Source organism: Sphingomonas astragali (assembly GCF_051400615.1).
Classification (GTDB): domain Bacteria; phylum Pseudomonadota; class Alphaproteobacteria; order Sphingomonadales; family Sphingomonadaceae; genus Sphingomonas.
In genome coordinates this window covers 1,067,946-1,093,621 of sequence record NZ_JBLFFH010000002.1, presented here as the reverse complement: position 1 = coordinate 1,093,621, position 25,676 = coordinate 1,067,946, and the positions used below count along the sequence as shown (strand labels likewise).

The following is a 25,676-nucleotide window of genomic DNA, read 5'->3' as shown; positions in this document are numbered from 1 at the left end:
CGATGAGCACGACCACGATCGACACCGCCGAGGGCAAGCCGCCGGTCTTCTACCTCGCTGACGAGCACGACCATGCGCCGGGCGGCAGCACGCTGCTGGGCTTCTGGCTCTACCTGATGAGCGACTGCCTCATCTTCGCGGTGCTGTTCGCCTGCTACGGCGTCTACGGGACGTCCTATGCCGGCGGACCGACCGCGCGCGAGATCTTCGAGCTGCCGCTGGTGGCGCTCAACACCACCATGCTGCTGATGTCGTCGATCACCTACGGCTTCGCCATGCTGGCGATGGAGCGGGGCAGGGTGGCGCAGACCCAGCTGTGGCTGGCGGTCACCGGGCTGTTCGGCGCCGCCTTCCTCGGTATCGAGCTCTACGAGTTCGCCAACCTGATCCACGAGGGGGCCACGCCGCAGCGGAGCGCTTTCCTCTCCTCCTTCTTCACGCTGGTCGGCACGCACGGGCTGCACGTCACCTTCGGCATCGTCTGGCTGGCGACGCTGATGGTGCAGGTCGGCCGGCGCGGGCTGATCCAGGCCAACAAGCGACGCCTCATGTGCCTCAGCATGTTCTGGCACTTCCTCGACGTCGTCTGGATCGGCGTCTTCACCTTCGTCTACCTGCTGGGGGTCCTGCGATGAGCGCCGACCATACCGCCGACCATGGCAGCCATGCGCACGGGCATGAGGACCACGACGTCCACGCCCCGCACGGCTCGCTCAAGGGCTATCTGATCGGCTTCGGCCTGTCGGTCGTCCTCACCGCCATTCCCTTCTGGCTGGTGATGGGCGGCGTGCTCGACGCGGGCGCGACCGCGGCGCTCGTCATCGCCTTCGCGGTGGTGCAGATCCTGGTGCACATGATTTTCTTCCTCCACCTCGACACCAAATCGGAGGGTGGGTGGAACCTGCTCGCGGCGATCTTCACCATCGTGCTGGTGGTGATCACGCTCGCCGGATCGCTGTGGGTCATGTACCACATGAACGCGAACATGATGCCGTCCATGACCCAGGGCGAGATGAGCGGCCATGGCGAGATGAGCGGAATGTGACCAGGCATCCGGCCGCGCGCGCCGCGATCGCGCTGGCGCTGCTCGCGGCGATTGCCGGATTGATCGCGCTCGGTGTGTGGCAGCTCCACCGCCGCACCTGGAAGCTGGCGTTGATCGCCCAGGTCGAGCACCGTCTCGCCGCTGCGCCGGTCGCCGCGCCGGGGCCGGAGGCGTGGCCGCGGATCGGGCGCGACGACGCCTACCTCCGCATCCGCCTGCGCGGCACGTACCAGCACGATCGCGAGACTTTGGTGCAGGCGGCGACCGAGCTCGGCGGCGGCTATTGGGTGATGACGCCGCTGAGGAGCGATGGCGGCTTCACCGTGCTGGTCAACCGCGGCTTCGTCCCGCCCGAGCGGCGCGAGGCGCACGACCGGCCGGCAGGCGCCGTCGACGTGGCCGGCCTGCTGCGCGTCAGCGAGCCGGGCGGCGGTTTCCTGCGCGCCAATGATCCGGCGACGGCGCGCTGGTATTCGCGCGACGTCCCCGCCATCGCCGCGGCGAAGCACCTCGGCACGATCGCCCCGTATTTCGTCGATGCAGACGTCGCGTCGAGTCCCGGCTGGCCGCGCGGCGGGCTGACCGTTGTGCGCTTTCCCAACAACCACCTCGTCTATGCTATCACCTGGTTCGCCATGGCCGCGCTGCTGATCGCCGCGCTCGTCCGGCTGGCATGGCGGCCGCACCGTGTTTAGCGTTCCGGCCATGATCGCATGGCCCTCGAACGCCGCGGACCGGCCGCCCGCCCGCGGCGCCGACGCCGCCGGCCGGCGCAACCTGCTGCTGCTCACCCACCTGCGCTGGCTGGCGGTGGCGGGGCAGGCGGTCACCATCGCGGTCGCGCATTTCGTCTTCGGCATCCGCCTGCCGCTCGCCGGCATGATCGCGGTGCTCGCCGCGCTGGTGTTGCTCAACCTGGTGACGCTCGGCGCATTGCGGCGGCGCGAGACCGGTAACCGCACCATCTTCCTGTCGCTGCTGTTCGACGTCGCGGCGCTGTCGGTGCAGCTTTACCTGAGCGGTGGCGCGGCCAATCCGTTCGTCTCGCTCTACCTGCTCCAGATCGTGCTCGGCGCGCTGCTGCTGGAGGCATGGTCGAGCTGGGCGCTGGTCGTCATCGCCGCTGCGCTGTTCGCATTCGTCGCCGCCACCGCGCCGCCGCTGCCGCTGCCGCCCGCGCTGGCGATCCGGCTGCCGATGCCCTATGTCGCCGCCTATTGGGGCAACTTCGTCCTGTCGGCGGTGCTGCTGGTGCTGTTCCTGGCGCGCATCAACCGCAACCTCAGGAGCCGCGACGCCTATCTCGCCGAGATGCGCCAGCGCGCCGCGGAGGAGGACCATGTCGTGCGCATGGGCCTGCTCGCCTCGGGCGCGGCGCACGAGCTCGGCACGCCGCTGTCGTCGCTCGCGGTGATCCTCGCCGATTGGAAGACCGCGCCGCCGGTCGCCGCCGATCCGCGGCTGGCCGAGGAGGTCGCCGACATGCAGGGCGAGGTCGCGCGCTGCAAGGAGATCGTGAAGGGCATCCTGCTCGCCTCCGGCGAGGTGCTGGGCGACGCGCCGGTGCGCACCACACTGCGCAGCTTCATCCGGGAGGTGGCGGCGAGCTGGGACGCCCTGCATCCGGACATGCTGCGCTTCACCGACCTGCTCGGCCCGGATCTGCCGATCATCGGCGATCGCGCGCTGGCGCAGGTGATCGCCAACGTGCTCGACAACGCGCTCGAAGCCTCGGCCACCGCGATCACGCTCACCGCCGAGCGCTCGCGCGAGGCGATGGTGCTGACGCTGGAGGACGACGGCACCGGTTTCCCGGTCGAGATGCTGGAGACGCTGGGCAAGCCCTATCAGTCGAGCAAGGGCAAGCGCGGCCACGGGCTCGGCCTGTTCCTGGCGGTGAACGTGCTGCGCAAGCTCGGCGGGACGGTGACGGCGCGCAACCGTGATGAAAGCGGGGCGACGGTGACGCTCACCATCCCGCTCGCCTCGCTCGCCGTGGAGACGGAGCAATGACCGACCGCCTGCTGATCCTGGAGGACGACGAGGCGTTCGCCCGGACCCTCCGCCGCTCGTTCGAGCGCCGCGGCTATGAGGTGCGGACCGCGAGCGCGCCGGGGGAGCTGGACGCGCTGCTCGCCGGCTTCGCACCGGGCTATGCGGTGGTCGACCTCCGCCTCGAAGGCGCATCGGGGCTCACCGGCATCCAGACGCTCCACGCCTTCGATCCCGACATGCGCATCGTCGTGCTGACCGGCTATGCCAGCATCGCGACCGCCGTGGAGGCGATCAAGCTCGGCGCCACCAACTATCTGACCAAGCCAGCCAACACCGACGAGATCGAGGCCGCCTTCGCCAGGGTCGAGGGCGATCCCGACGCCAGCCTGGAGGCGCGGCCGACCTCGATCAAGACGCTGGAATGGGAGCGCATCCACCAGACCCTCGCCGAGACCGGCTTCAACATCTCGGAAACCGCTCGCCGCCTGGGGATGCATCGCCGCACGCTCGCGCGCAAGCTCGGCAAGCGGCACGTCTGACCGGGATCAGTCGCTGCCGGAGGGCGGGCGGGCCACCGCGCAGAGCCGATAGCACGCCTGCACGATCTGCCGCGTCGGCGCGGGCTTGGCGAAGAAGACGCTGCCGGGAACCTGCCGCGCTTCCTGCGGCGGATTGGCGGAGGCATAGATGACGCCGATGCCGGGGCGCGCGCTGCGGAAGGCCTCCGCAACCTCCCAGCCGGTGAGCGCGCCGACCAGGCGAATGTCGGTGATCAGGATGTGGATCGGACGACCACCGTCGAGATAGGCAAGCGCATCCTCGCCGGCGCTCGCCTCGAATACGTCCACCCCTGCCGAGGTCAGCGCATCGGCGAGCTCCATCCTGATCAGCCATTCGTCCTCGACGATGAGAGCAACGCATCGTTGGCCATCCCCGTCATCCAAGGCACATGCTCCGGACTCTGGCCCGGACCTCGGCCGGCGACGGGGGCCTCCCTGCTCGGTCATTGTTTCTCGCGCCTTTTGCGGCGATGCTGCATCGACTCGTCAAGGAACGCTCTTGTCGTCCAAGGGTTTCCTTGCGGGAGGTGCAGTTCATGCAAGCGTCTGTTTCATGGAAGCGTCTGTGATGCCGCGTCGGGGTGAGGATCGTCGAGGATGAGCCGCAACGGCGGGGAGGCGCTACACGGTCCCGGTGGGCGTACGGCGGAAACTGCGGCCCGACTGATCGGCGAAGCCGGTCTCGAACATGGCGACGAGCGCTTCCGCCAGATTCTTCAGGCATTGCCGGCCGCCCTGTACGTCACCGATGCGGACGGCCGCATCACCTTCTACAACGAAGCGGCTGCAGAGCTATGGGGGCGCCGCCCGCGTCTCGGCGAGGATTGGTGGTGCGGCTCGTGGCGGCTCTACTGGTCCGACGGCACGCCGATGGCGCACGACGAATGCCCGATGGCCGAGACTCTCAAGACCGGAAAGCCGATCCGCGGAAAGGAGGCGATCGCCGAACGGCCCGACGGCAGCCGCTTTCCCTTCATCCCCTATCCCACCCCGCTCTTCGACGACGCGGGCGAACTCGTCGGCGCGGTCAACATCCTGGTCGACATCAGCGAACGCCGGAATGCCGAAGAGGCGGCGCTCCACCTCGCCGCGATCGTCACCTCGTCCGACGATGCGATCGTCAGCAAGGACCTGAACGGCATCGTCGCGAGCTGGAACCAGGGCGCGGAGCGGCTGTTCGGCTATACCGCGGAGGAAATGATCGGCCAGCCGATCCTGAAGATCATCCCGCCCGAGCGGCATCATGAGGAACAGCACATCCTGGAGCGCATCCGCAGCGGCGAGCGGATCGATCATTTCGAGACCCGCCGCCGGCGCAAGGACGGCAGCCTGGTCGACGTCTCGCTGACGGTATCGCCGATCAAGCGGGGCGACGGCAGGATCATCGGGGCGTCGAAGATCGCCCGCGACATCTCCGAGCGCAAGCGCGCCGAGGCAATGCTCGCCAGGCAGGCGCGGCGGCTGGAGGCGCTCAACCGCGCCACCGCCATCGTCTCGCGCAATCTCGACCTCGACCGGGTGGTGCAGTCGGTGACCGACATCGCCACCGAGCTCAGCGGCGCCCGCTTCGGCGCCTTCTTCTACAATGTCGCCAACGACGAGGGGGAGAGCTATCTCCTCTACGCGCTGTCGGGCGTCTCGCGCGAGGCGTTCGAGCGCTTCGCCATGCCGCGCAACACGCCGGTGTTCGATCCCACCTTCCGCGGGCACGGCATCATCCGCTCCGACGACATCCGCAAGGACCCGCGCTACGGTCGCAATCCGCCCCACCACGGGATGCCGGAGGGGCATCTTCCCGTCGTCAGCTATCTCGCGGTGCCGGTGGTCTCCTCCTCGGGCGAGGTACATGGCGGGCTGTTCTTCGGTCATGACCAGCCGGGCATGTTCGACGAGGATACCGAAGCGCTGGTGGCGGCGATCGCCGTGCAGGCGGCGGTGGCGATGGACAATGCCCGGCTCCACGAGGCGGCCAAGGTCGAGATCGAGCAGCGCAAGCGCGCCGAAGCGGCGATGGAGCTGCTGCTCAACGAGATCCGGCACCGCGTCAAGAATACGCTCGCGATGGTCCAGGCGATCGCCACCCAGACCTTCCGCAGCACGCCCGCGGCGGAGCGTGACGCATTCATCGCGCGGTTGCGCGCCTTGTCGGAGGCGCACGACCTGCTCACGCAGAAGAATTGGGATACGATCTCGGTGGGCGAGGCGGTGGAACGGGCGCTCCAGCCCTTCCTCGACCGCAACCGGACGCGCATCGTCTTTTCCGGGCCGGGCGTGCGTCTTCCGGCGGCCAAGGCGCTGCTCATCGCGATGGCGCTGCACGAGCTCGGCACCAATGCCGTCAAATATGGCGCGCTGTCCGACGAGAACGGCAGGATCGACCTCGGCTGGGACCTCGTCGAAGGCGACGGCGACACCTGCCTCCGGCTGCGCTGGCGCGAGTTCGACGGGCCGCCCGTCGCACCGCCCACCCGTGCCGGCTTCGGCTCGCGTATGCTGGAGAGGGCGCTGCGCAGCGAGCGCGGCAACGCCCGGATCGAGTTTCCGCCCGAAGGCGTCAGCTGCACGATCGAGATGTCGATCTAAAGCGGATCGACCCTCGGACCGGTCTCTGCCCCGTTCCCTATCCGGCTTTCGCCGACGCAGGCGTGTTCGCAACGATCGGAGCGGGGCGAAATGTTGACCAAATTGACTCGGCGTGGGTCTTTGTGAGCCGAGACGTCGGCGAAGCGTCGCGAAGGCGGCGCTGAAGCGGCATGAACGCAACGCCCACGCGCCATGGACGCGGCACCTGCGCGGCACCGGAGCGCCACGAACGCGGCACAGGAGCGGCATGGGCAAGATGAACGGAATCAAAGAGCGGGCCGGCGCCGCGGCAGCGCCGGCCCTGCGAGGCAAGCAGGTGAAATCCTACATTGCAAGGGTCGCGCCGGCCATTGAACGTCGACACACCCTAATTGGGATTGCCGCCGGCGTTGCGGCATTGCGTATCGAGCGCCGCCTGCGTCGCCGCGTTGACGCGGCCGCGCGCGCTGCGGGCGCGCTGGCAGACCGCCGGGTCCTGGACGGCGGGCGGCGGGGTGCGGCGTACTTTGCCCAGCGATTTCGCGGCCGGCGCGCGGATCGCTTCCTCCCGCGTCAGGCCGGGACTCGCGCCGACCAGCGGAGGCTTCCCCGCCGGCCGCAGCTTGCCGATCGGCCTGGGCTTCACGAGCGCGATTTCGCCGCAGATGAAGCCAAGCGCATCCACCACCGCGCCGGCGCGCCCGTGCAGGCCGACCGGTGCCATGTGCGACGGGCATTCGACCGAGGAGCTCAATGACTTCGAGGGGGTGGTCCCCGGCAGGATCGAGTTCGAAAAATAGGTTGGACCGGCGAAGAACGCTTGATTGTAGCCGTTGACGGTTCGCGGCATCGGTCCCGTCAGCGGTCCGCAGCGAACCTCTATGCCGTTGGCGACGATCGTCCGGGCACCGTCGGCCAGGATAGTCGCCCGGCGGACGAAGGGCGCCGACGGCGGACAGGTGAATTCGCGCGGCGTTCCTCCCGTCCCCCCCAGCGATCCGGGCCGCCCGGCGGGATTGGCCTCGCCGGTCGTCAGCGCCCGCGCGCAGATCGGGCCGATCGCATCCATGTCGTCGCCGATGCGCGCCTGGACGCCGACCAGGTAGCTGCCCGCGGGACATCGGACCGCAACCGGCGTGCCGCCGCCGCCTCCGACGGGCGAACTCCGCCAATCCGCTTCCCCGGCGATTGCCGCCGTACCGGACATCAATACGGCGATGATCGCAACGGCCTCGAGATACTGACGCATCGGCTCATCTCCCTGGACGCGAATATAGTGCGATCGAGTCGTTGCCGGAGTCTGCCGTGATCCGCGTCCACCAAATGGTGGATACGACTGCCGGTTTCGTGGGATTGCCCACAGAACTGTATTGCGATCCATTCTCATTAGCGATACGGCGGGGCGAATCGGAACGGGGAAAGCAGGTCCAAGGCATGGCGACGAACGCGATCCCGCGCCGCAAACCGAGCCGCTGGAATGTCGCCGCGCGTGCCGTGGCGGCAATGCCGATCAATTATCTGCTGACCTCGCTCGCCACCGCCTGGCTCGCACGCGTGCTGCCGGGGCCGCGTCACGAAGCGAGCGTCGCCGCGACGCTGATCTCCTTCGCATTGTTCGCCGCCCTCGTGCTGATCGCCTTCGCGATCCGCTCGCTCGCTCGGCTCTGGCTCGGAATGATCGCCGTGAGCGCGGTCCTCGGCGCATTGCTGTGGTTCTCGCTCGCGACGGGAGGGCGGCTGTGAAGGAGAGCCTTCGCCAGTCGATGGCCTGGCTGCATACCTGGGCGGGGCTGCTGCTCGGCTGGCTATTGTTCGCGATGTTCGCGACCGGCACCGCGGCCTATTTTCAGGACGAGATCACGCGCTGGATGGAGCCGGAGATCACCGGCCCCGTCGATCCCGTCGCCGCGACCGAAGGGGCGGTGCGCTATCTCCAGACCGTCGCGCCCGACGCAAGGGCGTGGTTCATCACCCCACCCAACAGCCGCAGTGCGACCACCAAGGTGTTCTGGCAGCCCGGCGGCGAACAGCGCAGCCGTCGCGGCGACACCAGCGCGACGCTCGACGGCGGCGGCAACCGGATCGCGGCGCGGGAGACGCAGGGCGGCTATTTCCTCTACCGCTTCCATTTCGACCTTCATTACATGCCGGTGATCTGGGCGCGCTACCTGGTCGGCGTCGCGGCGATGTTCATGCTCGTCGCGATCCTGTCGGGCATCGTCACGCACAAGAAGATCTTCGCCGACTTCTTCATGCTGCGCTTCGGCAAGGGACAGCGCAGCTGGCTCGACGCGCATAACGTTACGGCGGTGATCGCGCTGCCGTTCCACCTGATGATCACCTTCACCGGGCTGGTCACGCTGGCGACGCTCTACATGCCCTGGGGCATCGCCGCCAATTATTCGGATGAGGCCAAGTTCTACGATGCGGTCTTCGCCGAGCCGGCGGCGGTGAAGCGCAGCGGCAGGGCGGTGCCGCTTGCGCCGGTCGGGCCGATGATGCGGCTGGCGTCGGCGGAGTGGCATGGCGCCAGCGTCGGCTTCGCCCGCGTGACCAATCCGGGCGACGCGACCGCGAAGGTCACGCTGACCCGCGCACCGGAGGCCGCGATCGGGGCGCGCGGCGAGGCGGTGATCCTCGAAGGCACGACCGGCCGCCAGGTCGGCGCTGGCGCACCCAAGGGCGCGGCGCTCGCGACCGAGAGCGTGATGATCGGGCTGCATACCGGCCGCTTCGCCGAGTGGGGGCTGCGCTGGCTCTATTTCCTGTCGGGCGTCGGCGGGACGATCATGGTCGGCAGCGGGCTGGTGCTGTGGACGGTCAAGCGGCGCGCGCGCCTTGCCGATCCCGAACGGCCGCATCTCGGCTTCCGGCTGGTCGAGCGGCTCAACGTGGCGGCGATCGCGGGGCTGAGCGCCGGGCTTGCCATCTATTTCCTCGCCAACCGGCTGCTGCCGCTGCGCATGGACGGGCGCGCCGACTGGGAGATCCATTGCCTGTTCATCGCCTGGGGCACGATGCTGGCGTGGGCGATCGTGCGGCCCGCGCGGCAGGCGTGGGTGGAAGGGCTGTCGGCGGCGGCGCTGCTGTTCGCCGCGGTGCCGGTGGTGAACGCGCTGACGACGCCGCGCAACCTCGTCGCCAGCCTTGCCGCAGGCGACTGGCTGTTCGTCGGCTTCGACGGCGTGATGCTGGTGCTCGCCGCCGGCTTCGGCTGGGCGGCGCGCAAGGCCGGCCGCATCCGATCGGCACGGGCCCGCCGCAGCGAGCCGGCGGTCGCCGAGGCGATGGCGGCGGCATGATCCAGCTTCTCGCCGTCCTGCTCGCGCTGGCGGGCTTCGCCGCGGTCGCCGCGTCGATGAGCCGGCACCAGCAGGACATGATCGGCCGCAGGCTCGACCCGCGCGACGCCCGGGCCGCGCGCGCGGTCGGCGGGCTACTGCTGGTGGCGTCGTTGCTGGCCGACATGCTCGCGCTCGGTCCGGCCCGCGGCGCGATCATCTGGTGCGGCCATCTGAGCATCGGCGCCTGGGTCGTCGTCGCCTGGCTCTGCTGGCGCGTGAGCCGCCGTGCCCGTCACCGATCATGATTGGAGAGATATGATGCGCAAACTGCTGTGCCTGCTTGCCGCCGTCGCCGTTGCGGCGCCCGCCGCCGCGCATGAGGTGTGGATAGAGCGTGATGCGACCGGCCCCGCGCGCATCTATCTCGGCGAACCGGCCCAGCCGGTTCCGGACGGTGGCGACCCGGAATTCCATCGGCTCAAGGCGCCGTTGGTCTTCCTCACCGATCCTGCCCGGCCGATCTCCACCACCCGCCGCACCGATCATCTCGAGGCGGTGCCTAGCGGCGCGGGGGACGTGCGCGTCCGCGACGACGATGTCTTCGAGCCATGGGCTTCGGACGGCGTGCAGCAGGGTGCGATTTTCTACGCCCGTGCCGGCCGCAGCGAGACGGAGGCCAGGCTCGATCTCGAGCTGGTGCCGGTCAGCGCCGGTGCAGACCGGTTCACCGTCCGCTTCCGCGGCAAGCCACTTCCCGGCGCCACCGTCAACGTGATCACGCCGGGGCGCTGGCAGAAGGCGTTCAAGGCGGATGGCGACGGCCGCGTCGACGTGCCCGACATGGGCGCCGGCCGCTATATCCTGGGCGTCACGCACGGGGAAACTAAGGCGGGAACGGTGGCGGGGAAGCCGGTCGCCAAGCTGATGCACGTCTCGACGCTCAGCTTCGTGCGTTAGTTGCCGGCTAGCTTCTCACCGTCACCCCGGCTTGTGCCGGGGTCCACTAAGCCTCACCGGCGAAGCTCGAGTCTCTTGTCCAGCACTTGCCTCCCGGTGGACCCCGGCACAAGGCCGGGGTGACGAAAGAGGGAAGGGCCAAATTCCCAAATATCGATCCGCCGCAGCGGAAAATTGATCTCCCCGCGAGCGGTGGCTAAGCTGCCCGACACGCCATTCGGCGGGTGGGTCCGCTGCGGAGGGGAATGGAAGGACAGATCGAGACGCGGCTGACCCGCCGCATGATGCTGGGCGCCGCAGCGGCGCTGGCGTCCATGCCCGGCGCGGCGTTCGCCCAGATCCAGCCCGGCGACGAAGTGGTCGATCTGTGGCCTGGCGATCCGCCGGGTAGGACCGATGTGCGCATCGTCCGCAAGATCGACGACCAGTCGCGCGATACCGCCGAGCCCGACCGTTGGGTCACCGGCATCGATCGTCCGGTGCTGGTGGTGCGGCGACCCGCGCGGCCGAACGGTTCTGCGGTGCTGGTGGTGCCGGGCGGCGGGTACGGTTTCCTCTCCTATGACAATGAGGGGACCAGCCAGGCGGCCTGGCTCAACGAAGGCGGGAATCCATTCTGGCTGACCGCCGTGAGATTCACCGGTTTCAGCGATAATGGATTCCATCCCGACGATCCGGCGCTCGTGAACCGTGACCTCGCAATCGAGGACAACGTCGTCGCGACCGTCAGCCAGGATTGCAAGGACAACGCTGCGATCCTGACGATCTATGTCACCGGTGCGCGCATCTCGACCGACAACATCGCCGCCGGCAACTGGCACAGCTCGGAGACGACCGGCGGCTGGCTGGACGAGATCGGGAATGTGGCGCGCGGCGACGTGCTGCTACCCGGCCGCGACTGGCCGGCCGAGGCGCGTGCGGCGATCGCGAGGGCGGGCGTGCGGCCGTGTGCGGATTGCCGGCGGTAAGCGGGGTGGCTTGCCCGCTCGAACGGCAGGTGGGAAGCGATTGGCTATCTGCTCCCGTTTTTTGAGTTCCGCCTTTACCGGTCCCACTATCGAGATATGAGCGCTTCCCTCCGGCTGCTCGTCGACGGAGCAGGCGCATCGCGGACGCCGCCGATCCACGTCGCCGCCGTGTGGAGATCATCGTCCAGCAGGACCAGATCGGCACGCAGGCCCGGCGCGATCCGGCCGGTCACATGCTTCAGGCCGAGGAACGCCGCCGGCACCGTGCTGGCCATCGCGACCGCTTCGGGCAAGGTGAGCCCGAGCATCGCCACCGCATTGCGCACCGCGCCCGCCATGTCGAGGCTGGAGCCGGCGAGCGTTCCCGCCTCGTCGGTGAGGAGGTCGCCCTGCACCAGAATGCGGCGGCCCTGCAGCAGGAACTCGGCCGCGTCGGAGCCGACCGACGGCATCGCGTCGGTGACCAGCATCACCCTGTCGCGCGGCTTGCAGCGCAGCGCGAGGCGCAGCGTCGCGGGGCTGACGTGGTGGCCGTCGACGATGATGCCGCAGGTCAGCTCATTACGCTCCAGCGCCGCGCCGACCACGCCCGGCCGGCGCGACCCCAGCGGGGACATGGCGTTGAACAGATGGGTGATGCCGGTGAGCCCAGCGTCGGCCGCCGCGTTCACGTCCTCGTAGGTGCCATTGCTGTGGCCGGCGGCGACGATCACGCCCGCGTCCACCAGTCGGCGCACCATCGCGGGCGTGGTCCGCTCCGGCGCGAGCGTCACCAGCGTGCGGCCGCGCTTCGGCGAGGTCAGCACGGCGAAGCCTTCCTCGTCGAGCGCGCGGATCTTTCCGGCGTCATGGATGCCCTTGCGTTCGACGTTGAGGAAGGGACCTTCGATATGGATGCCGAGCACCCCGGGCACGCCCGCCTCGATCGCGGCATCCACCGCGGCGACGGCGCGGCGGATCACGTCGAGGTCGTCGCTGATCAGCGTCGGCAGCAGGCCGGTGGTGCCGAAGCGCCGGTGTGCGGCGGCGATCGCGGCGATGCCCTCGACGGTCGGCGCGTCGTTGAACAGCACGCCGCCGCCGCCGTTGACCTGGGTATCGATGAAGCCGGGGACGAGCGAGCCGGACACCGCCTCGCGCGGAATGTCGGCAGGCAGCTCGGCCGCAGGCGCTGTCGCAGCGATGCGGACGTCCTCGATCACCACGGCGGTGCCTTCGAGCCACGCGTCGCCGAGAAGCACGCGATCGGGAATGATGGCCTGCCGCATCAGATGGTCTCGGTCACCTTGGCGAGGCGCGGCGGGTGATCGGGATCGAAGCCGCGCCGCAGCGACAGCGCATTGGCGGCGCGGTAGAAGGCCTGGATCTGCAGCATCGGCTCGATCGCGGGGTGGGCGTCGACGTGCGGAAGCTGGATCGCGCCCGCCACCTCGCCACCGCTCACCAGCACCTCGCCGCCGCGCCCGACGACGTCGGCGACCAGCTCGTCGACGCCGTCGACGGTCGCGTCGCCCTGGCGGAACACCAGCAGCGGAAAGCCGGGACCCACCAGCGCCATCGGTCCATGGCGGACCTCGGCCGCGCTGAACGCCTCGGCATGGAGGCCGCAGGTCTCCTTGAACTTGAGCGCCGCCTCCTGCGCGATGCCGAAGCCGAGGCCGCGCCCGATCGCATAGAGGCCGCGTGCCTCGGCCAGCCGGTCGACCAGCGGCGTCCAGTCGCTCGCCCAGGCTTTGCGCAGCAGGGCGGGTGATTCCTTCACTGCCTCCAGCAGGATGTCATCACGGCTCCAGCGCGCGACCAGATGGAGGAGGCCGGCGAGCGCGGTGATGTAGGATTTGGTGGCGGCCACGCTCAGTTCCGGTCCGGCGTGCAGCGGCAGGCAGGTGTCGGCCTCGGCGGCCAGCGGCGAATCGGTCACGTTGACCAGCGCCAGCGTGCGCGCGCCGCCCTGCTTGGCGGTACGCATGGCGGCGAGGATGTCGGGGCTCTTGCCCGACTGGGAGATGCCGATCGCCAGCATTCCCGAATAGTCCGGCGCCGCACCATAGACCGAGGCGACCGACGGTGCAGCCGAGGTGGTGACGAGGCCGAGCCGCGTCTCGATCAGATATTTGGCGAAAGTGGCGGCATGGTCGGAGCTGCCGCGCGCGAAGGTCACCACGCCGCGCGGGCGCTCGGCCCGGAGCGTCTCCGCGAGCGCCGCCACCGCCTCGGCATTCGCCGCGAGCTGGCGCGCGACCGTGTCGGCGGATTCGGCGGCCTCCGCGAACATGCGGGTCGGTTGTGCGTCTGTCATCTGTTCAGGCCCGGATGTTGAGTGCGGCAACGAAGTCATCAGGTGAAATCATGGGACGTCGCCGCGGTACGAGCCCGGCGTCGCGTTGATCACGCAGCCGCCATCACGGAAGCCGCGCCGCCCGATATAAGGCCGCGGCGCGCGAGGTTCGATCCCCGACGGGCGGGCCTGGGCAACGCGCGGCCTCCGCCGATTTTCGTCAGGCGATTCAATTCCCTGGGCCGGAAGCGGCATCGGATTCCACCATTCGACAGCTGTCGAGGCTTGTCGCGCAACAATGGAACCAATGCAATACCATTTTCAGCTGCAAAATAGCTTTCACCGTAACATTGCTGCAAAGAATCCTACTTGACGCCGTGCGGTTGCTGGCGGATGGTCCGGTTATTGGTATGCAAGTGGTACAAGAGCAAAGCATACCATAGATAGAGCTGCAAAGGGGATGGGAGATGAGGTTCAGGGCTTTGTTGATCGGCACCGCCAGCGGCCTCGCGCTGCTATCGGGTGCCGCTAACGCGCAGACGACCGACGCCGCGCCGCAGGCTGCCGAGGAGGCGGGAGAGGACATCGTCGTCACCGGCTACCGCGCTTCGCTGGCGGCCGCGCTCGACACCAAGCGCAATGCCGATGCGATCGTCGATTCGGTCAGTGCCGAGGATGTCGGCAGGTTCCCCAACACCAATGTCGCCGAGGCGCTGACGCTGGTGCCGGGCGTCACCGTCGACCGCCAGTTCGGCCAGGGCGAGAAAGTGTCGATCCTCGGCACCGATCCGGCGCTCAACCGCACCTTGCTCAACGGCCAGACGGTGGCGTCGGCCGACTGGTTCATCCTCGATTCGCCGGGCCGCACCTTCAACTATGCGCTGCTCGCGCCGCAGCTCGTCGGCCGGGTCGACGTCTACAAGTCGCCCGAGCCGCGCATCGACGAGGGCTCGATCGGCGGCACGGTCAACGTAGTGACGCGCAAGCCGCTGGAGTTGAAGCCGCTCACCATCGCGGGCTCGCTCAGCTATCTCTACAACGACCGTTCGGACAAAGGCGACATCCAGGGCTCGGCGCTGGTCAGCTGGCGCAACGAATCCGGCACCTTCGGCATCCTCGCCGCCTTCCAGCGCAGCAAGGACCGGCTGCGCCGTGACGGCGTCGAAGCCTATGGGTCGATCACCGCCGATTTCTGGAACGGCGAGAACGACGCGAACACCAGCTCGCTCGCGATGCCCGCCACCGATCCGGTGGAGGGCAGGATCTACACCGGCAACTGCACCGGCGCCTGCGCGGAGACGCTGACCGCCAATCGGGATGCGGTGTCGCCCAACGCGTTCGGCACGTCCTATTTCGAGCAGGGCCGCGAGCGCCTCACCTATTCGGCGACCGCGCAGTGGAAGCCGGTCGACGAGCTCACGCTCGAGTTCAACTGGCTCAAGATCGACGCGACCTACGACAACCTCAACCAGTCGATGTACAGCTTCGCGGGCAACACCTGGAACAGCGCGGGCGCGTTGACCGGGATCGAGGTGAAGGACGGCATCGTCACCAGCGCGACGCTCAATGACGGGCTGAGCGTGCTCGACGTCCAGTATCGCGAAGCCGAGATGCACTCGGACACCTATCACGCCAAGGCCGGCTGGGACGGCGGCAACTGGGACGTGAACGTCGAAGGCGGCATCTCCGACGCCGACGGCGGCACCAAGCGGCAGGTGTTCCTCGAGTTCCTGAACAAGGCCGATTACACCGTGGACATCGGCGGCGCGCCCGGGCGGCCCGGGTCGATCAGCTACACGACCGACGTGCTCGGCAACCCCGCGGCGTTCGTGACCGATCCGGGCTGGAGCGGCAACGTCGTCGCCAAGCCGACGTCGGACAAGGAGCGTTACGCCCAGACCGACTTCGGCCTCGATCTCGACGGCCCGATCAAGCGGATCCAGGTCGGCTACAAATACCGCCATCACGAGACCGCGCAGGCCTATGCCGGCATCGCGCTCACCGGCCTGTCGGCGCCGGCCTCGCAGTTCGACCCGCGTCAGGTGGACGACAATTACCTGTCGGGCATCAGCGGCGTGAACGACCAGATGGAGAACCGCTTCATCATCAGCGGCCCGTCGATGGTGAGCTTCCTCGAAGGCCGGACGCTGCCGACGCCGTCGCCGTTCGCCGCGCCCGAGTTCGCCTCGGGCAACTGGGAGGTGAAGGAGAACATCCACGCGCTCTACGCCCAGGCGAACTTCGATATGGACGGGCTGCGCGGCAACTTCGGCGTGCGCTACGTCCACACCGGCTTCACCAGCGCGGGCTATGTCTGCAACCCCGGCGCGCTCTGCACGGCCGAGGCCGACTGGGCCTGGCAGAGCACCGAGCGCAGCTACGACAATGTCCTGCCCAGCGTGAATATCGTGGCGGACGTGCGGCGGAACCTGCTGTTCCGCTTCGCCGCCGCGCAGGTGGTCGCGCGGCCGAACTATGCCGACCTCACCAACAGCTTCTGGCTGTCTGACCAGATCCTCACGGGCGAGGGCGGCAATCCCAATCTCAAGCCCTATAAATCCAACAATTTCAACGCGTCGCTCGAATGGTATTTCGCGCCGCGCGCGATCCTGTCGGCCGAGGTCTTCTACAAGGATATCAGCAACTACATCCTGCGGCAGACCGCGCCCGAGGAGCATTACAACACCAATCTGGACCGGGTGACCACCTATCAGATCAGCCGGCCGTTCAATGCGGGCTCGGCCGAGGTGAAAGGCTTCGCCGTCGCCTACCAGCAGAACCTGCCGCTCGGCTTCGGCGTGCTCGCCAACTACACCTTCTCCGACGGCGAGGGGCAGGACGGGCAGGACCTGCCGTACAACTCACGGCACCAGGTGAGCCTAAGCCCGTTCTTCGAAAGCGGCCCGGTGGCGATCCGCGGCACCTACACGTGGCGGTCGAAATACTTCACCGGCATCGATCGTGGCGACGAGATGTACGTGCGCGACACCGCCAATGTCGACGTCTCGGCGACCTATAATTTCACGCCGAACGTGGGGCTGACGCTCGCGGGCATGAACCTGACCGACAGCGAATATTACGGCTACGCCAACACGCCTCGCCTGCCGCGCAGCGTCTATCGTACCGGACGCAAGCTGCTCGCGACGGTCAACGTCAATTTCTGATCCATGGGTTCGAGCTGAAACACATCCCGGGGCGGCGAAAGGAGCATCCTCCTTCCGCCGCCCTTCTTTTTGTCCGCGAAAGCAGCGTAAGTTGATGTCCATGCCGCTCCCAATCTTCCTGATCGCCTGCCGATGCCGAGCAATGCCGGAGCCGATCGCGTGACGGGGGCGGGAGAAGGTATCGCCCTGCTCGCGCCGTTCGCCGGCTGGCTGGCGCCGCTCGACGAGGTGCCGGACCCCGTGTTCGCCGAGCGCATGATGGGCGACGGTTTTGCGATCGATCCGATCGAGGGCCTGCTTCGTGCGCCGGCCGCCGGCACGGTGCTGTCGATCCCGGCGAGTGCCCACGCCGTGACGCTGCGGCTGGAGAATGGCGCGGAGCTGCTGCTCCACATCGGCCTGGAAACGGTTGCGCTGGCGGGGAAGGGTTTCGCGCCCAAGGTTGCCGCCGGCGTCTCCGTTCGCGCCGGCGACCCGCTGATCGCGTTCGATCTCGATGCGGTGGGCGAGGCCGCCAAGGCGCTCATCACGCCGATGGTGGTGGCGAATGAAGGCTATGCGCTCATCGTCGACCGGCCGGGCCGCGAGGTAGCCGCGGGAGAGATCGTTGCCCGCGTCACCGGCGGATCGCCGCTGGCGGCAGGGGCGGCGCCGGCAACGGACGAACGCTGCGAGCGCGAGCTGCGCGTGGCGGCACCGCACGGCATCCATGCCCGCCCCGCCGCGCGGATAGCCGCCGCGCTCAAGCCCTTCGTCGCGACGGTGGAGATCCGGCGCGGCAAGCATGTCGCCAACGCACGCAGCACGGTTGCGCTGCTCGGCCTCGGTGCAACGCTTGGCGAGACCATCACGCTCACTGCCACCGGTGCGGATGCGCGTGCAGCGGTCGACACGGTCGCCGCCCTGCTCGATCGGATCGCCGAGGAAGAGGCTGCGGAGCCAGTCGTCGCGGCGGCGCCCGCACCGCCGGGTCAGCCGGTCTGCGCCTCGCCGGGACTCGCGATCGGACAGGCGGTGCAGCTCCGCTCGGCGGACGTCGAGGTACCAGCGGTCGGCAGCGGCATCGCGCATGAACGCGGGGCGCTCGCCGAGGCGCTGAGGCAGGTGTCGGACAGACTCGCGGGCGGCTCCGGCACCGCCGCCGCGGTCACCGAGGCGCATCGCGCGCTGCTCGCAGACCCGGAGCTCGGCGCGGCGGCGGAGCAGGCAATCACGGAGGGCCGCAGCGCCGCCTTCGCCTGGCGGGTGGCGAGCCGGCAGGCGGCCGACGCGATCCGTGCGACCGGCGACCCGTTGCTGATGGAGCGCGTCGCCGACCTCGCCGATCTCGAGCGGCAGGTGATCGGGGTGCTGACGGGGGAAAGCGGAGCGGTCGTCCCGACGCTCCCGCCCGATGCGATCCTGATCGCCGAGGACCTGCTACCCTCGCAGTTCCTTGCGCTCGACAGGAGCCGGGTCGCCGGCATCTGCACCTCGGCAGGTGGCCCGACCGCGCATGTCGCGATCCTCGCCGCCTCGGCCGGCATCCCGATGATCGTCGCGGCGGGTCCCGCGGTGCTCGACATCGCCGAGGGCACGACCGTGATCCTCGACGCCGATGCCGCCACGATCGCCGCCGATCCCGATGCGTCGGCGCTCGCCGCTGCGAGCGAGCGGCTGGCGCGCGTGCGCGAGCGCCGCGCGGCCGAGCTGGCGGTGGCTCATGGCGAAGGCCGCATGGCCGACGGCACGCGCATCGAGATCTTCGCCAACCTCGGATCGGTCGCCGATGCCGCCGCCGCCGTGAGCGCGGGCGCGGAGGGATGCGGCCTGCTCCGGACCGAATTCCTGTTCCTCGACCGCGATACCGCGCCCGACGAGGAGGAACAGCGGGACTGTTATGCCCGCATCGCCGCCACGCTCGGCGAACGTCCGTTGATCGTGCGCACGCTCGACATCGGGGGCGACAAGCCGGTGCCCTATCTCCCGATGCCGGCCGAGGAGAATCCGGCGCTCGGCGTGCGCGGGGTGCGGTTGAGCCTGGTGCGGCCCGACCTCATGCGGCTCCAGTATCGCGCGATCTTGCGCGGGGTACCGGGTGAGCAATGCCGGATCATGCTGCCGATGGTCGCCGATCTCGGGGACTATCGCGCTGCCCGCGCGATGCTGGACGAGATCGCGGCCGAGCTGGGCGCCGCTGCGCCGCCACTCGGCGTGATGATCGAGACGCCTGCCGCCGCGATGCTTGCGGGTCAGATTGCCCGGGAAGCGGCCTTCCTTTCGATCGGCACCAATGATCTCACCCAATATGCGCTCGCCGCCGATCGCGGCAACGCCGGCGTCTCGCCGCGGCTCGATGCGCTGCATCCCGCCGTGCTGCGGCTGATCCGCGAGGTGGGGAAGGGCGCGCGCGAGGCGGGGCGCTGGGCCGGGGTGTGCGGCGGGCTTGCGTCCGATCCGCTGGCGGCGCCGATTCTGATCGGGCTCGGCGTCACCGAGCTTTCCGCCACGCCGGCCGCGATCCCGCGGCTGAAGGTGGTGGTGCGCGAGCTGACGATGGAACGCTGCGTGGCGCTCGCCGGACGGGCGTGCGAGGCGGAGTCGGCAGATGACGTGCGCGCGATCGCGCGGGAGACGGTATGATGAAGCTCGACCTATCCGCGGCACTGGCCCGGCTCCAGCCGCTCGGGCGGGCGCTGATGCTGCCGATCGCGGTGCTGCCGATCGCGGCGCTGCTGCTCCGCCTTGGCCAGCCCGACGTGCTCGACATCGCCTTCGTCACCGCGGCGGGCGACGCGATCTTCTCGAACCTGGGGCTGCTGTTCGCCGCCGGCGTCGCGGTGGGGCTGGCGCGCGAGAACCACGGCGCGGCCGCGCTTGCAGGGGTGGTGGCCTATCTCGTCGCGGTCGAGGGCGCCAAGACGCTGCTCACGCTTCCGCCCGACCTCGTCTCCGCCGCCGCGGTGGAGCAAGCCGCGTGGCGCGCCAAGGAGATCGCCAAGCTGAGCGTGCCGGCCGGCCTTTCCGCCGGGATCGTGGCGGGCGTGCTCTACAACCGTTTCTATGCGATCACGCTGCCCGACTATCTCGCCTTCTTCGGCGGCCGCCGCTTCGTGCCGATCGCGGCAGGCTTCGCAGGGCTCATCGGCGCGCTGCTGTTCGGGCTCGGCTTTCCCTGGTTCGAGAGCGGGGTCGACAGTCTGAGCCGCTGGGTGCTCGGCGCGGGGCCGGTCGGGCTGTTCCTGTTCGGCGTGCTCAACCGGCTGCTGCTGATCACCGGGCTTCACCACATCATCAACAACGTCGCCTGGTTCCTGCTCGGCGACTTCCACGGCGCGACGGGCGATCTCAAGCGCTTCTTCGCGGGCGATCCCAGCGCCGGGGCGTTCATGGCCGGGTTTTTCCCGGTGATGATGTTCGGCCTCCCCGCCGCCTGCCTCGCCATGTACCGCAATGCGCTGCCGGAGCGGCGCAAGGCGGTCGGCGGCCTGCTGCTCAGCCTGGCGCTCACCTCGTTCCTGACGGGGGTGACCGAGCCGATCGAGTTCAGCTTCATCTTCCTGGCACCGCTGCTCTATCTCGTCCATGCCGTGCTCACCGGCGTGTCGATGGCGGTGATGAATCTGCTGGGGGTGAAGCTCGGCTTCGGCTTCTCGGCGGGCTTGTTCGACTATGTCCTGAACTATGGGCTCTCGACCCGGCCGCTGCTGCTGCTGCCGGTCGGCGCGGCCTATTTCGCGGTCTATTATTTCACCTTCAGCTGGTGCATCCGCCGCTTCGACCTCAAGACCCCGGGGCGTGAGGCGGAGACGGCCGTGCTCTCATCCGCCTCGACCGGGCAGGGGCGCGGCGCGGACATGGTGGCGGCGCTGGGAGGAGGCTCCAACATCCGCTCGGTCGGAGCCTGCACCACGCGCCTGCGGCTGGTCGTCGCGGACCCGGCCGCGGCGGACGATGCCGCGCTCAAGGCGCTCGGCGCGCGCGGCATCGTGCGGCTGAGCGATGGTGGGCTGCAGGTGATCCTGGGTCCGATCGCCGATCAGGTCGCAGGTGAGATACGCGATGCCCTTGCCGCAGCTCCGGCGCCCGCACGCGCAACGGCACCCGACGCCGCGGCGATCGCCAAGGCGCTGCAACTGGCAGGCATACGTTCGGTGTCGGCCAAGGGTACGCGGCTGATCCTGGACGTTGCCGACAGCGATGCGGTCGATGTCGAGGCGCTCAGGGCTGCCGGAGTACGGGCGGTCGCAAAGAGCGATCGGCTCCACCTGATCGTCGGGCCGAGCGCACAGACGCTTGCAGGACAATTTGCGCCGCTAGAATCGCGCGGAATGAAATAGAATTTGTGCTCCTGCGAAGGCAGGAGCCTTGGGTCATCGCCGTGTCGCTTGCGGCCTAAGCTCCTGCTTTCGCAGGAGCACTGACACTGCTTCAATGCGGACAGACAGGGGGTTAGCCACAGCCAGGCGATCCGCTCCGCTGCGCAGCCCTCTCCCGCGGGAGAGAAGGGATAGCCCCAAAAAAAGCCCGCCTCCGAAGAGGCGGGCCCAGCAGGGAGGAAGCGAAGGGTCAGAAGTTGATGGTGGCGCCGACCGCGATCTGACGGCCGAGCGAGTCGTACCGCGCCGACAGCGTGTTGTTGCGCGACAGGCCGTAGCTGTACGAGTTCGGCAGGATCGGCGGCGTCTTGTCGAGGATGTTGTTGGCCGCGATCCGGAACGAGAAGCTCTTCTGGACGCGGAAGTTCAGCGCCAGGTCGAAATAGTCGTAGGCGCCGATCCGGTAGAAGGTCGTCCGCTCGCCCTCCGGGGTCCAGCCGAGATTCGGGTCGCCCGAGTTGCTGACGTTGGTCAGCGGCCCCAGGTGGCGCCAGTTGAGCGAGGCGCTGAAGAACTGGTCCGCGGTGGTGTAGGTCGCGCGCAGGTTGTGCGTCCACTTCGGGATCAGCTGACCGCAGCCGCCGCCGTAATAGCCAGCGCAATTATACTTCGGCAGGATCGGCGAATCCTGGCCGCCGGCGAGGGTGGTCAGCGAGCCCGAGAAGTCGAAGTCCAGCCGACCGGCGGCGCCGAGGCCGAGGTTGTACTGGGCCTGGAAATCCCAGCCGTGCGACTTGCTCTTATAGTAGTTGGTCGTGCCGCCCCGGATGAAGCCGGTGGCCGGATTGCCGCCCGGATTGCTCGACAGCGTGCCGTCCGCATTGCGCACGAACATGCTGCAGAAGAATTCCTGACCGGTGGCAAGGCAGCCGTTCGAGAAATAGTCGTAATCGTTGTAGCCGATCGAGTCGTTAAGATCGATCAGGAAGCGGTCGACCGAGAAGGTCAGGCCCGGCAGGAAGCGTGGACGCAGCAGCACGCCGAACGTCTTGGTATAGGCCGTCTCCGGATTGACGGTGAAGCCGCCCCGGCGGACGGTGCAGCCGATGTCGGTCGGGCAGAGCAGGGTCGGGCTGCCGTAGAGGCTGTCGGCAAGGCCGGTGGCGCGGCACACCTCCTGCGAGGCTTGCGGGGCGCCGTAGATCGGCACCTGCTGACCGTTCGGACCGGTGGTGTAACCGGTGATCGTCGGCGCGCAGATGTCGTTGTACGCCGTGGTGATCCGGTCGTAGCTGATGTTGCTGCCTTGGAAAGCCTCGACCACGGTCGGCGCGCGCTGGGCGCGGTTGATCGAGCCGCGGAAGGTGATGTCCCGGACCGGCGACCAGATCGCCTCCGCCTTCCAGGTCGAGAAGGTGTCGGGGTTGCTGCTGTACTTCGACAGGCGGAACGCGCCGTTGAACTGCAGCAGATCGGCGAACGGCTTATGCTCGACGATCGGTGCCTGGAGCTCGACATTGCCTTCCCAGGCGTGCTGGCTGAGGCTCTGATCGGTGCCGCCGTAGCGTTCGCGCCAGAGGTCGTCGGCATAGCCCTTCAGCTGGTCCTCGCGGAACTCGGCGCCGAACGCAACCGCCAGACCCTGTTCGGCCCAGGGGCTCTTGATCCCGTAGGTGCCGAGATCGCCCTGAACCGTCGCGACGACGTTGTAGAGCGTGTTGACGGTGGTCTGGTTGGCGTAGCTCCCCTCGACGAGATAGTCGAACAGTGCGCTGTTGTTGTACGGGGAATTGGCGCTGAACGGATCGAACGGCAGGCAGCCGTCGGCGGCGCCCGAGGCGCAGGCGGGCGTGCCGTTGACGTTGACGACGTTCAGCGCGTTGTTGACGCGCTCGAAGTCGGGCATCGCCCAGGACCAGTCCTGACGGTTGCGCGCATAGACGCCGCCGACGTCGTAGCTCCAGCCCTTCGCGAACTCGCCGCGCACGCCGGCCGAGATGCGCGTGCCCTTGTTCAGATAGAGATCGTCCAGCGCGGGGGCGCCGGTAAAGCGGTAGCGGACCTCGATCGGTACCATCGTGCTGGTGCCCGCGGCGGCGGCGCAGATCGTGGACGCCTGCGCCGCGGAGAGGAACGGATTGTCGCAGTTCACCTGATATGGGGTGCTGCCGTCGCCATAGGCGGTCGAGCTCAGCACCCGGGCCGGATAGGGGTTTGCCGAACGATCGCGGAACCACATCACATTGGCGTAGAGCTCGACCGCGTCCGAGATCTCGAAGGAGGTGAAGCCGCCGGCGTTCCAGCGCTTGTTCCGCCGCTGGAAGGAATAGCCGTCATAAGGATTGGCTGCGACCGCGTCCGAATAGGGCACGAAGGTCCGCGTTCCGTCGGGATTGTTGATATATTGCGCGCCGTTGTTCGCGCCGGTGCGCGGCGAGACATAGCCCGACTGGGTATAGGTGGAGACGGTGCAGCCGAGCGGGCCGTCCTTGACCGCCTGCGTCAGCTGGCAGCCCGAGGTCTCGCGCGACATGTAGGGGACCAGGTCCCCCTGACGGTAATTGACGTAGGCGGAGATGCGGAAGCGGTCGTCGAACAGCTTCTTGCCGGCCGTCAGCGACAGGTCGACGCGGCCGCCGTCGAAGGCGTTCCCCCTGGCGGGCTGGATGAAGCCGTACTGGCTCGCGACGTCGGAGACGAGGCCCGGCTTGTTCTCGTGCGCGTAGAAATTGTAGTTGGCGTTGAGCTGGACGCCCTCGAAATCGGGCTTCGTGATGAAGTTGACGACGCCGGCGACCGCGTCCGAGCCGTAGACGGCGGAGGCGCCGCCGGTCAGCACGTCGACCCGCTCGATCAGCGAGGTCGGGATCATGTTGACGTCCTGGCCGTTCATCGTGCCCAGGCGCTTGCCGTCGACCAGCACCAGCGTGCGCTCGAAGCCGAGGTTGCGCAGCTTGAGGCGCTGGCGGCCGTCCGAATCCTGATAGTTCTGCTGGCTGTCCGGCGCGATCTGGGGCAGCCGGTTCATCACTTCCTCGATGTTCACCGCGGCCTGGGCGCGGATCGAATCGGCGGTGACCGACTGGATCGGCGCGGCCGCGGTGGTGTTGGGGCGGTTGATGCGCGAGCCGGTGACGACGATCTCGCGATCGGCCGCGGTGTCGTTCGAGGCGACCTCGGTCTGGCCAAGGGTATCCTGAGCCAGCGCGGGCAGTGCCGAGATGCCGGCGATACAGGTCGAAGCCAGCAGCAGCGCGTTGAGATGTTTCATCCTTTGTCCCCTTTGACCCTTGTGTTGTGGGCGATCGTCATTTCGCCCCCGCCGCGCCGTTGAGGCTGTCGGCGGGATGGACTTTGGTGGCGCCGGTCGCGTCGGTGACGGCGTAGGTGAAGCCCGGCTGGAGCGCGTAGGCGCCGACCGCGCCGCGATGGTCGATCGCCAGAAAGGCGACCTGCGCATCCCGAACCGCATTGCCGCGCAGCCGGGCGATGTGCTGGATGGCCTCGCGGCAGGCCGCGGTCGGCGACAGCCCGGCGCGCATCGACGCCACCACCCGCGCGGAGCCGGCGATCCGCGTCACTTCCTCGCCGACGCCGGTCGAGGTCGCGGCGCCGACGCCGGCCTCGACCAGCAGGCCGCAACCCGACTGGGGCGAGTCGCCGACCCGGCCGTGCAGCTTGAACGCCATGCCCGAGGTGGTGCAACCGCCTGCCAGCCGCCCGTCGGGCGCGCAGGCGAGGATGCCGAGCGTATCGTGATCGAGCGCCGAGCCGCGCTGGTTCTCGATGTTGACGATCGGCTTGTATTTCGCGGTCTTGAGCCATTCGCGCCACGCCGCCTCGGCCTCGGGCGTGAGCAGGCGGGTGGCGGTGAAGCCCTGCTCGATCGCGAACAGGCGCGCGCCTTCGCCGACCAGCATCGTGTGCGGCGTCTTCTCCATCACGCGCCGGGCGACCGAGATCGGATGGAGGATATCCTCGAGCGCGGCGACCGCGCCGACATTGCCGCGGTCGTCCATGATGATCGCGTCGAGCGTCACCTGGCCATCGCGGTCGGGATAGCCGCCCAGACCCACGGAATGGTTGGTGGGATCAGCCTCGGGAACCTGTGCGCCGGCCTCGATCGCGTCGAGCAGCGACCCGCCCGCTTTCCACCGCGCATGGGCCGCGGCGTTGGCGGCCGCGCCGAAATCCCAAGTCGATACGAAGAGCGCACGGGCTTGAGCCTGCGCCACCGCGGCCCGGGACAGGCCGGCCAAGGCGGCGCCCCCCAATCCCATCGCCAAAGCGCCGCGCCGCGACGTGCTCATCGATGTCTTCCCCAATGAATGGGAGCGTTATCATTCTGTCGCGCCCGTGCAATGAGATTGTCATAGATGAAAAATCAATTCAATACCAAAAAACAAATTGGTTTTATCGTGCTCATTCACTGAGTCTCCCTTGTATTGTTCCGGAATGGCTGGGCTTTGCAGCGGCGAGTCGGACCGTCGCCTCGCCAAGGCGAATCGCCAGGGATCCGCCCGGCCGCCATTCCGGCTTCGCCAATATGAGCGGTTCGATATCGT

Annotated in this window: 20 protein-coding genes; 14 read left to right on the top strand and 6 right to left on the bottom strand. The window is 68.5% G+C overall.

The features are described 5' to 3' along the window. Positions 1-2 precede the first annotated feature (2 nt). Genes cyoC through ACMGER_RS13300 form a run of 5 tightly spaced genes read left to right on the top strand, consistent with a single transcriptional unit; the run spans position 3 to position 3,579 of the window. On the top strand, positions 3-635 hold the full coding sequence (gene cyoC / locus ACMGER_RS13320; RefSeq protein ID WP_436812618.1) for a cytochrome o ubiquinol oxidase subunit III: 633 nt from the start codon (positions 3-5) through the stop codon (positions 633-635). Continuing rightward, positions 632-1,045: a cytochrome o ubiquinol oxidase subunit IV gene (cyoD, locus tag ACMGER_RS13315; protein ID WP_436812617.1), complete on the top strand. Its 414-nt coding sequence runs from the start codon at positions 632-634 to the stop codon at positions 1,043-1,045. The genes cyoC and cyoD overlap by 4 nt, the downstream gene beginning before the upstream one ends. Then, on the top strand, positions 1,042-1,740 hold the full coding sequence (locus ACMGER_RS13310; protein WP_436812616.1) for an SURF1 family protein: 699 nt from the start codon (positions 1,042-1,044) through the stop codon (positions 1,738-1,740). Before cyoD ends, ACMGER_RS13310 begins: the two co-directional genes overlap by 4 nt. A gap of 10 nt (positions 1,741-1,750) precedes the next feature. Then, positions 1,751-3,058, top strand: coding sequence for an ATP-binding protein (locus tag ACMGER_RS13305; RefSeq protein ID WP_436812615.1), 1,308 nt, complete (start codon positions 1,751-1,753; stop codon positions 3,056-3,058). Next, positions 3,055-3,579, top strand: a complete 525-nt coding sequence (locus ACMGER_RS13300; protein ID WP_436812614.1) for a response regulator transcription factor — start codon at positions 3,055-3,057, stop codon at positions 3,577-3,579. The genes ACMGER_RS13305 and ACMGER_RS13300 overlap by 4 nt, the downstream gene beginning before the upstream one ends. Positions 3,580-3,585: 6 nt before the next feature. Here ACMGER_RS13300 and ACMGER_RS13295 read toward each other — a convergent pair whose 3' ends face one another. Next, the gene (locus tag ACMGER_RS13295) at positions 3,586-3,984 is read right to left on the bottom strand and encodes a response regulator (RefSeq protein WP_436812613.1); all 399 of its coding nucleotides are present in this window, start codon (positions 3,982-3,984) and stop codon (positions 3,586-3,588) included. A 213-nt stretch (positions 3,985-4,197) separates the two neighbouring features. Between ACMGER_RS13295 and ACMGER_RS13290 the strand changes: the two genes are divergently transcribed. Continuing rightward, a complete protein-coding gene (locus ACMGER_RS13290) occupies positions 4,198-6,183 on the top strand; it encodes a sensor histidine kinase (RefSeq protein WP_436812612.1) in 1,986 nt (661 codons plus the stop codon). 367 nt (positions 6,184-6,550) lie between these two features. Here ACMGER_RS13290 and ACMGER_RS13285 read toward each other — a convergent pair whose 3' ends face one another. Then, a complete protein-coding gene (locus tag ACMGER_RS13285; RefSeq protein WP_436812611.1) occupies positions 6,551-7,411 on the bottom strand; it encodes a hypothetical protein in 861 nt (286 codons plus the stop codon). Positions 7,412-7,467: 56 nt separating this feature from the next. On the opposite strand from ACMGER_RS13285, the gene ACMGER_RS13280 reads away from it, so the two are divergent. From ACMGER_RS13280 to ACMGER_RS13260, 5 genes are all read left to right on the top strand, one after another. Then, the gene (locus tag ACMGER_RS13280; RefSeq protein ID WP_436812610.1) at positions 7,468-7,905 is read left to right on the top strand and encodes a hypothetical protein; all 438 of its coding nucleotides are present in this window, start codon (positions 7,468-7,470) and stop codon (positions 7,903-7,905) included. Then, complete coding sequence (locus ACMGER_RS13275; protein ID WP_436812609.1) at positions 7,902-9,464, top strand: PepSY-associated TM helix domain-containing protein; 1,563 nt, start codon at positions 7,902-7,904, stop codon at positions 9,462-9,464. Before ACMGER_RS13280 ends, ACMGER_RS13275 begins: the two co-directional genes overlap by 4 nt. Then, positions 9,461-9,751, top strand: a complete 291-nt coding sequence (locus ACMGER_RS13270) for a DUF3325 domain-containing protein (RefSeq protein ID WP_436812608.1) — start codon at positions 9,461-9,463, stop codon at positions 9,749-9,751. Before ACMGER_RS13275 ends, ACMGER_RS13270 begins: the two co-directional genes overlap by 4 nt. A 13-nt stretch (positions 9,752-9,764) precedes the next feature. Continuing rightward, positions 9,765-10,403, top strand: coding sequence for a DUF4198 domain-containing protein (locus ACMGER_RS13265; RefSeq protein ID WP_436812607.1), 639 nt, complete (start codon positions 9,765-9,767; stop codon positions 10,401-10,403). Between the two features lie 245 nt (positions 10,404-10,648). Beyond that, positions 10,649-11,371 carry a hypothetical protein gene (locus ACMGER_RS13260; RefSeq protein ID WP_436812606.1) on the top strand — a complete coding sequence of 241 codons (723 nt, stop codon included), beginning with the start codon at positions 10,649-10,651 and terminating at the stop codon, positions 11,369-11,371. 86 nt (positions 11,372-11,457) lie between these two features. Here ACMGER_RS13260 and nagA read toward each other — a convergent pair whose 3' ends face one another. Together nagA and ACMGER_RS13250 are read right to left on the bottom strand one after the other, a co-directional pair. Next, the gene (nagA, locus tag ACMGER_RS13255) at positions 11,458-12,639 is read right to left on the bottom strand and encodes an N-acetylglucosamine-6-phosphate deacetylase (RefSeq protein ID WP_436812605.1); all 1,182 of its coding nucleotides are present in this window, start codon (positions 12,637-12,639) and stop codon (positions 11,458-11,460) included. Continuing rightward, positions 12,639-13,670, bottom strand: coding sequence for an SIS domain-containing protein (locus tag ACMGER_RS13250; protein WP_436812604.1), 1,032 nt, complete (start codon positions 13,668-13,670; stop codon positions 12,639-12,641). The genes nagA and ACMGER_RS13250 overlap by 1 nt, the downstream gene beginning before the upstream one ends. A 446-nt stretch (positions 13,671-14,116) precedes the next feature. Between ACMGER_RS13250 and ACMGER_RS13245 the strand changes: the two genes are divergently transcribed. The 3 genes from ACMGER_RS13245 (at position 14,117) to nagE (ending at position 21,132) form a co-directional block, all read left to right on the top strand. Next, entirely contained in the window at positions 14,117-16,813 is a 2,697-nt protein-coding gene (locus tag ACMGER_RS13245) for a TonB-dependent receptor (RefSeq protein WP_436812603.1), read from the top strand. A gap of 159 nt (positions 16,814-16,972) precedes the next feature. Then, a complete protein-coding gene (ptsP, locus tag ACMGER_RS13240; RefSeq protein ID WP_436812602.1) occupies positions 16,973-19,435 on the top strand; it encodes a phosphoenolpyruvate--protein phosphotransferase in 2,463 nt (820 codons plus the stop codon). After that, complete coding sequence (gene nagE / locus ACMGER_RS13235) at positions 19,435-21,132, top strand: N-acetylglucosamine-specific PTS transporter subunit IIBC (protein WP_436812601.1); 1,698 nt, start codon at positions 19,435-19,437, stop codon at positions 21,130-21,132. The genes ptsP and nagE overlap by 1 nt, the downstream gene beginning before the upstream one ends. Before the next feature lie 229 nt (positions 21,133-21,361). On the opposite strand, the gene ACMGER_RS13230 is transcribed toward nagE, so the two are convergent. Together ACMGER_RS13230 and ACMGER_RS13225 are read right to left on the bottom strand one after the other, a co-directional pair. Next, complete coding sequence (locus tag ACMGER_RS13230) at positions 21,362-24,382, bottom strand: TonB-dependent receptor domain-containing protein (RefSeq protein ID WP_436812600.1); 3,021 nt, start codon at positions 24,380-24,382, stop codon at positions 21,362-21,364. A 37-nt stretch (positions 24,383-24,419) separates the two neighbouring features. Next, entirely contained in the window at positions 24,420-25,421 is a 1,002-nt protein-coding gene (locus ACMGER_RS13225; protein ID WP_436812599.1) for a glycosylasparaginase, read from the bottom strand. Between the last annotated feature and the right edge of the window lie 255 nt (positions 25,422-25,676).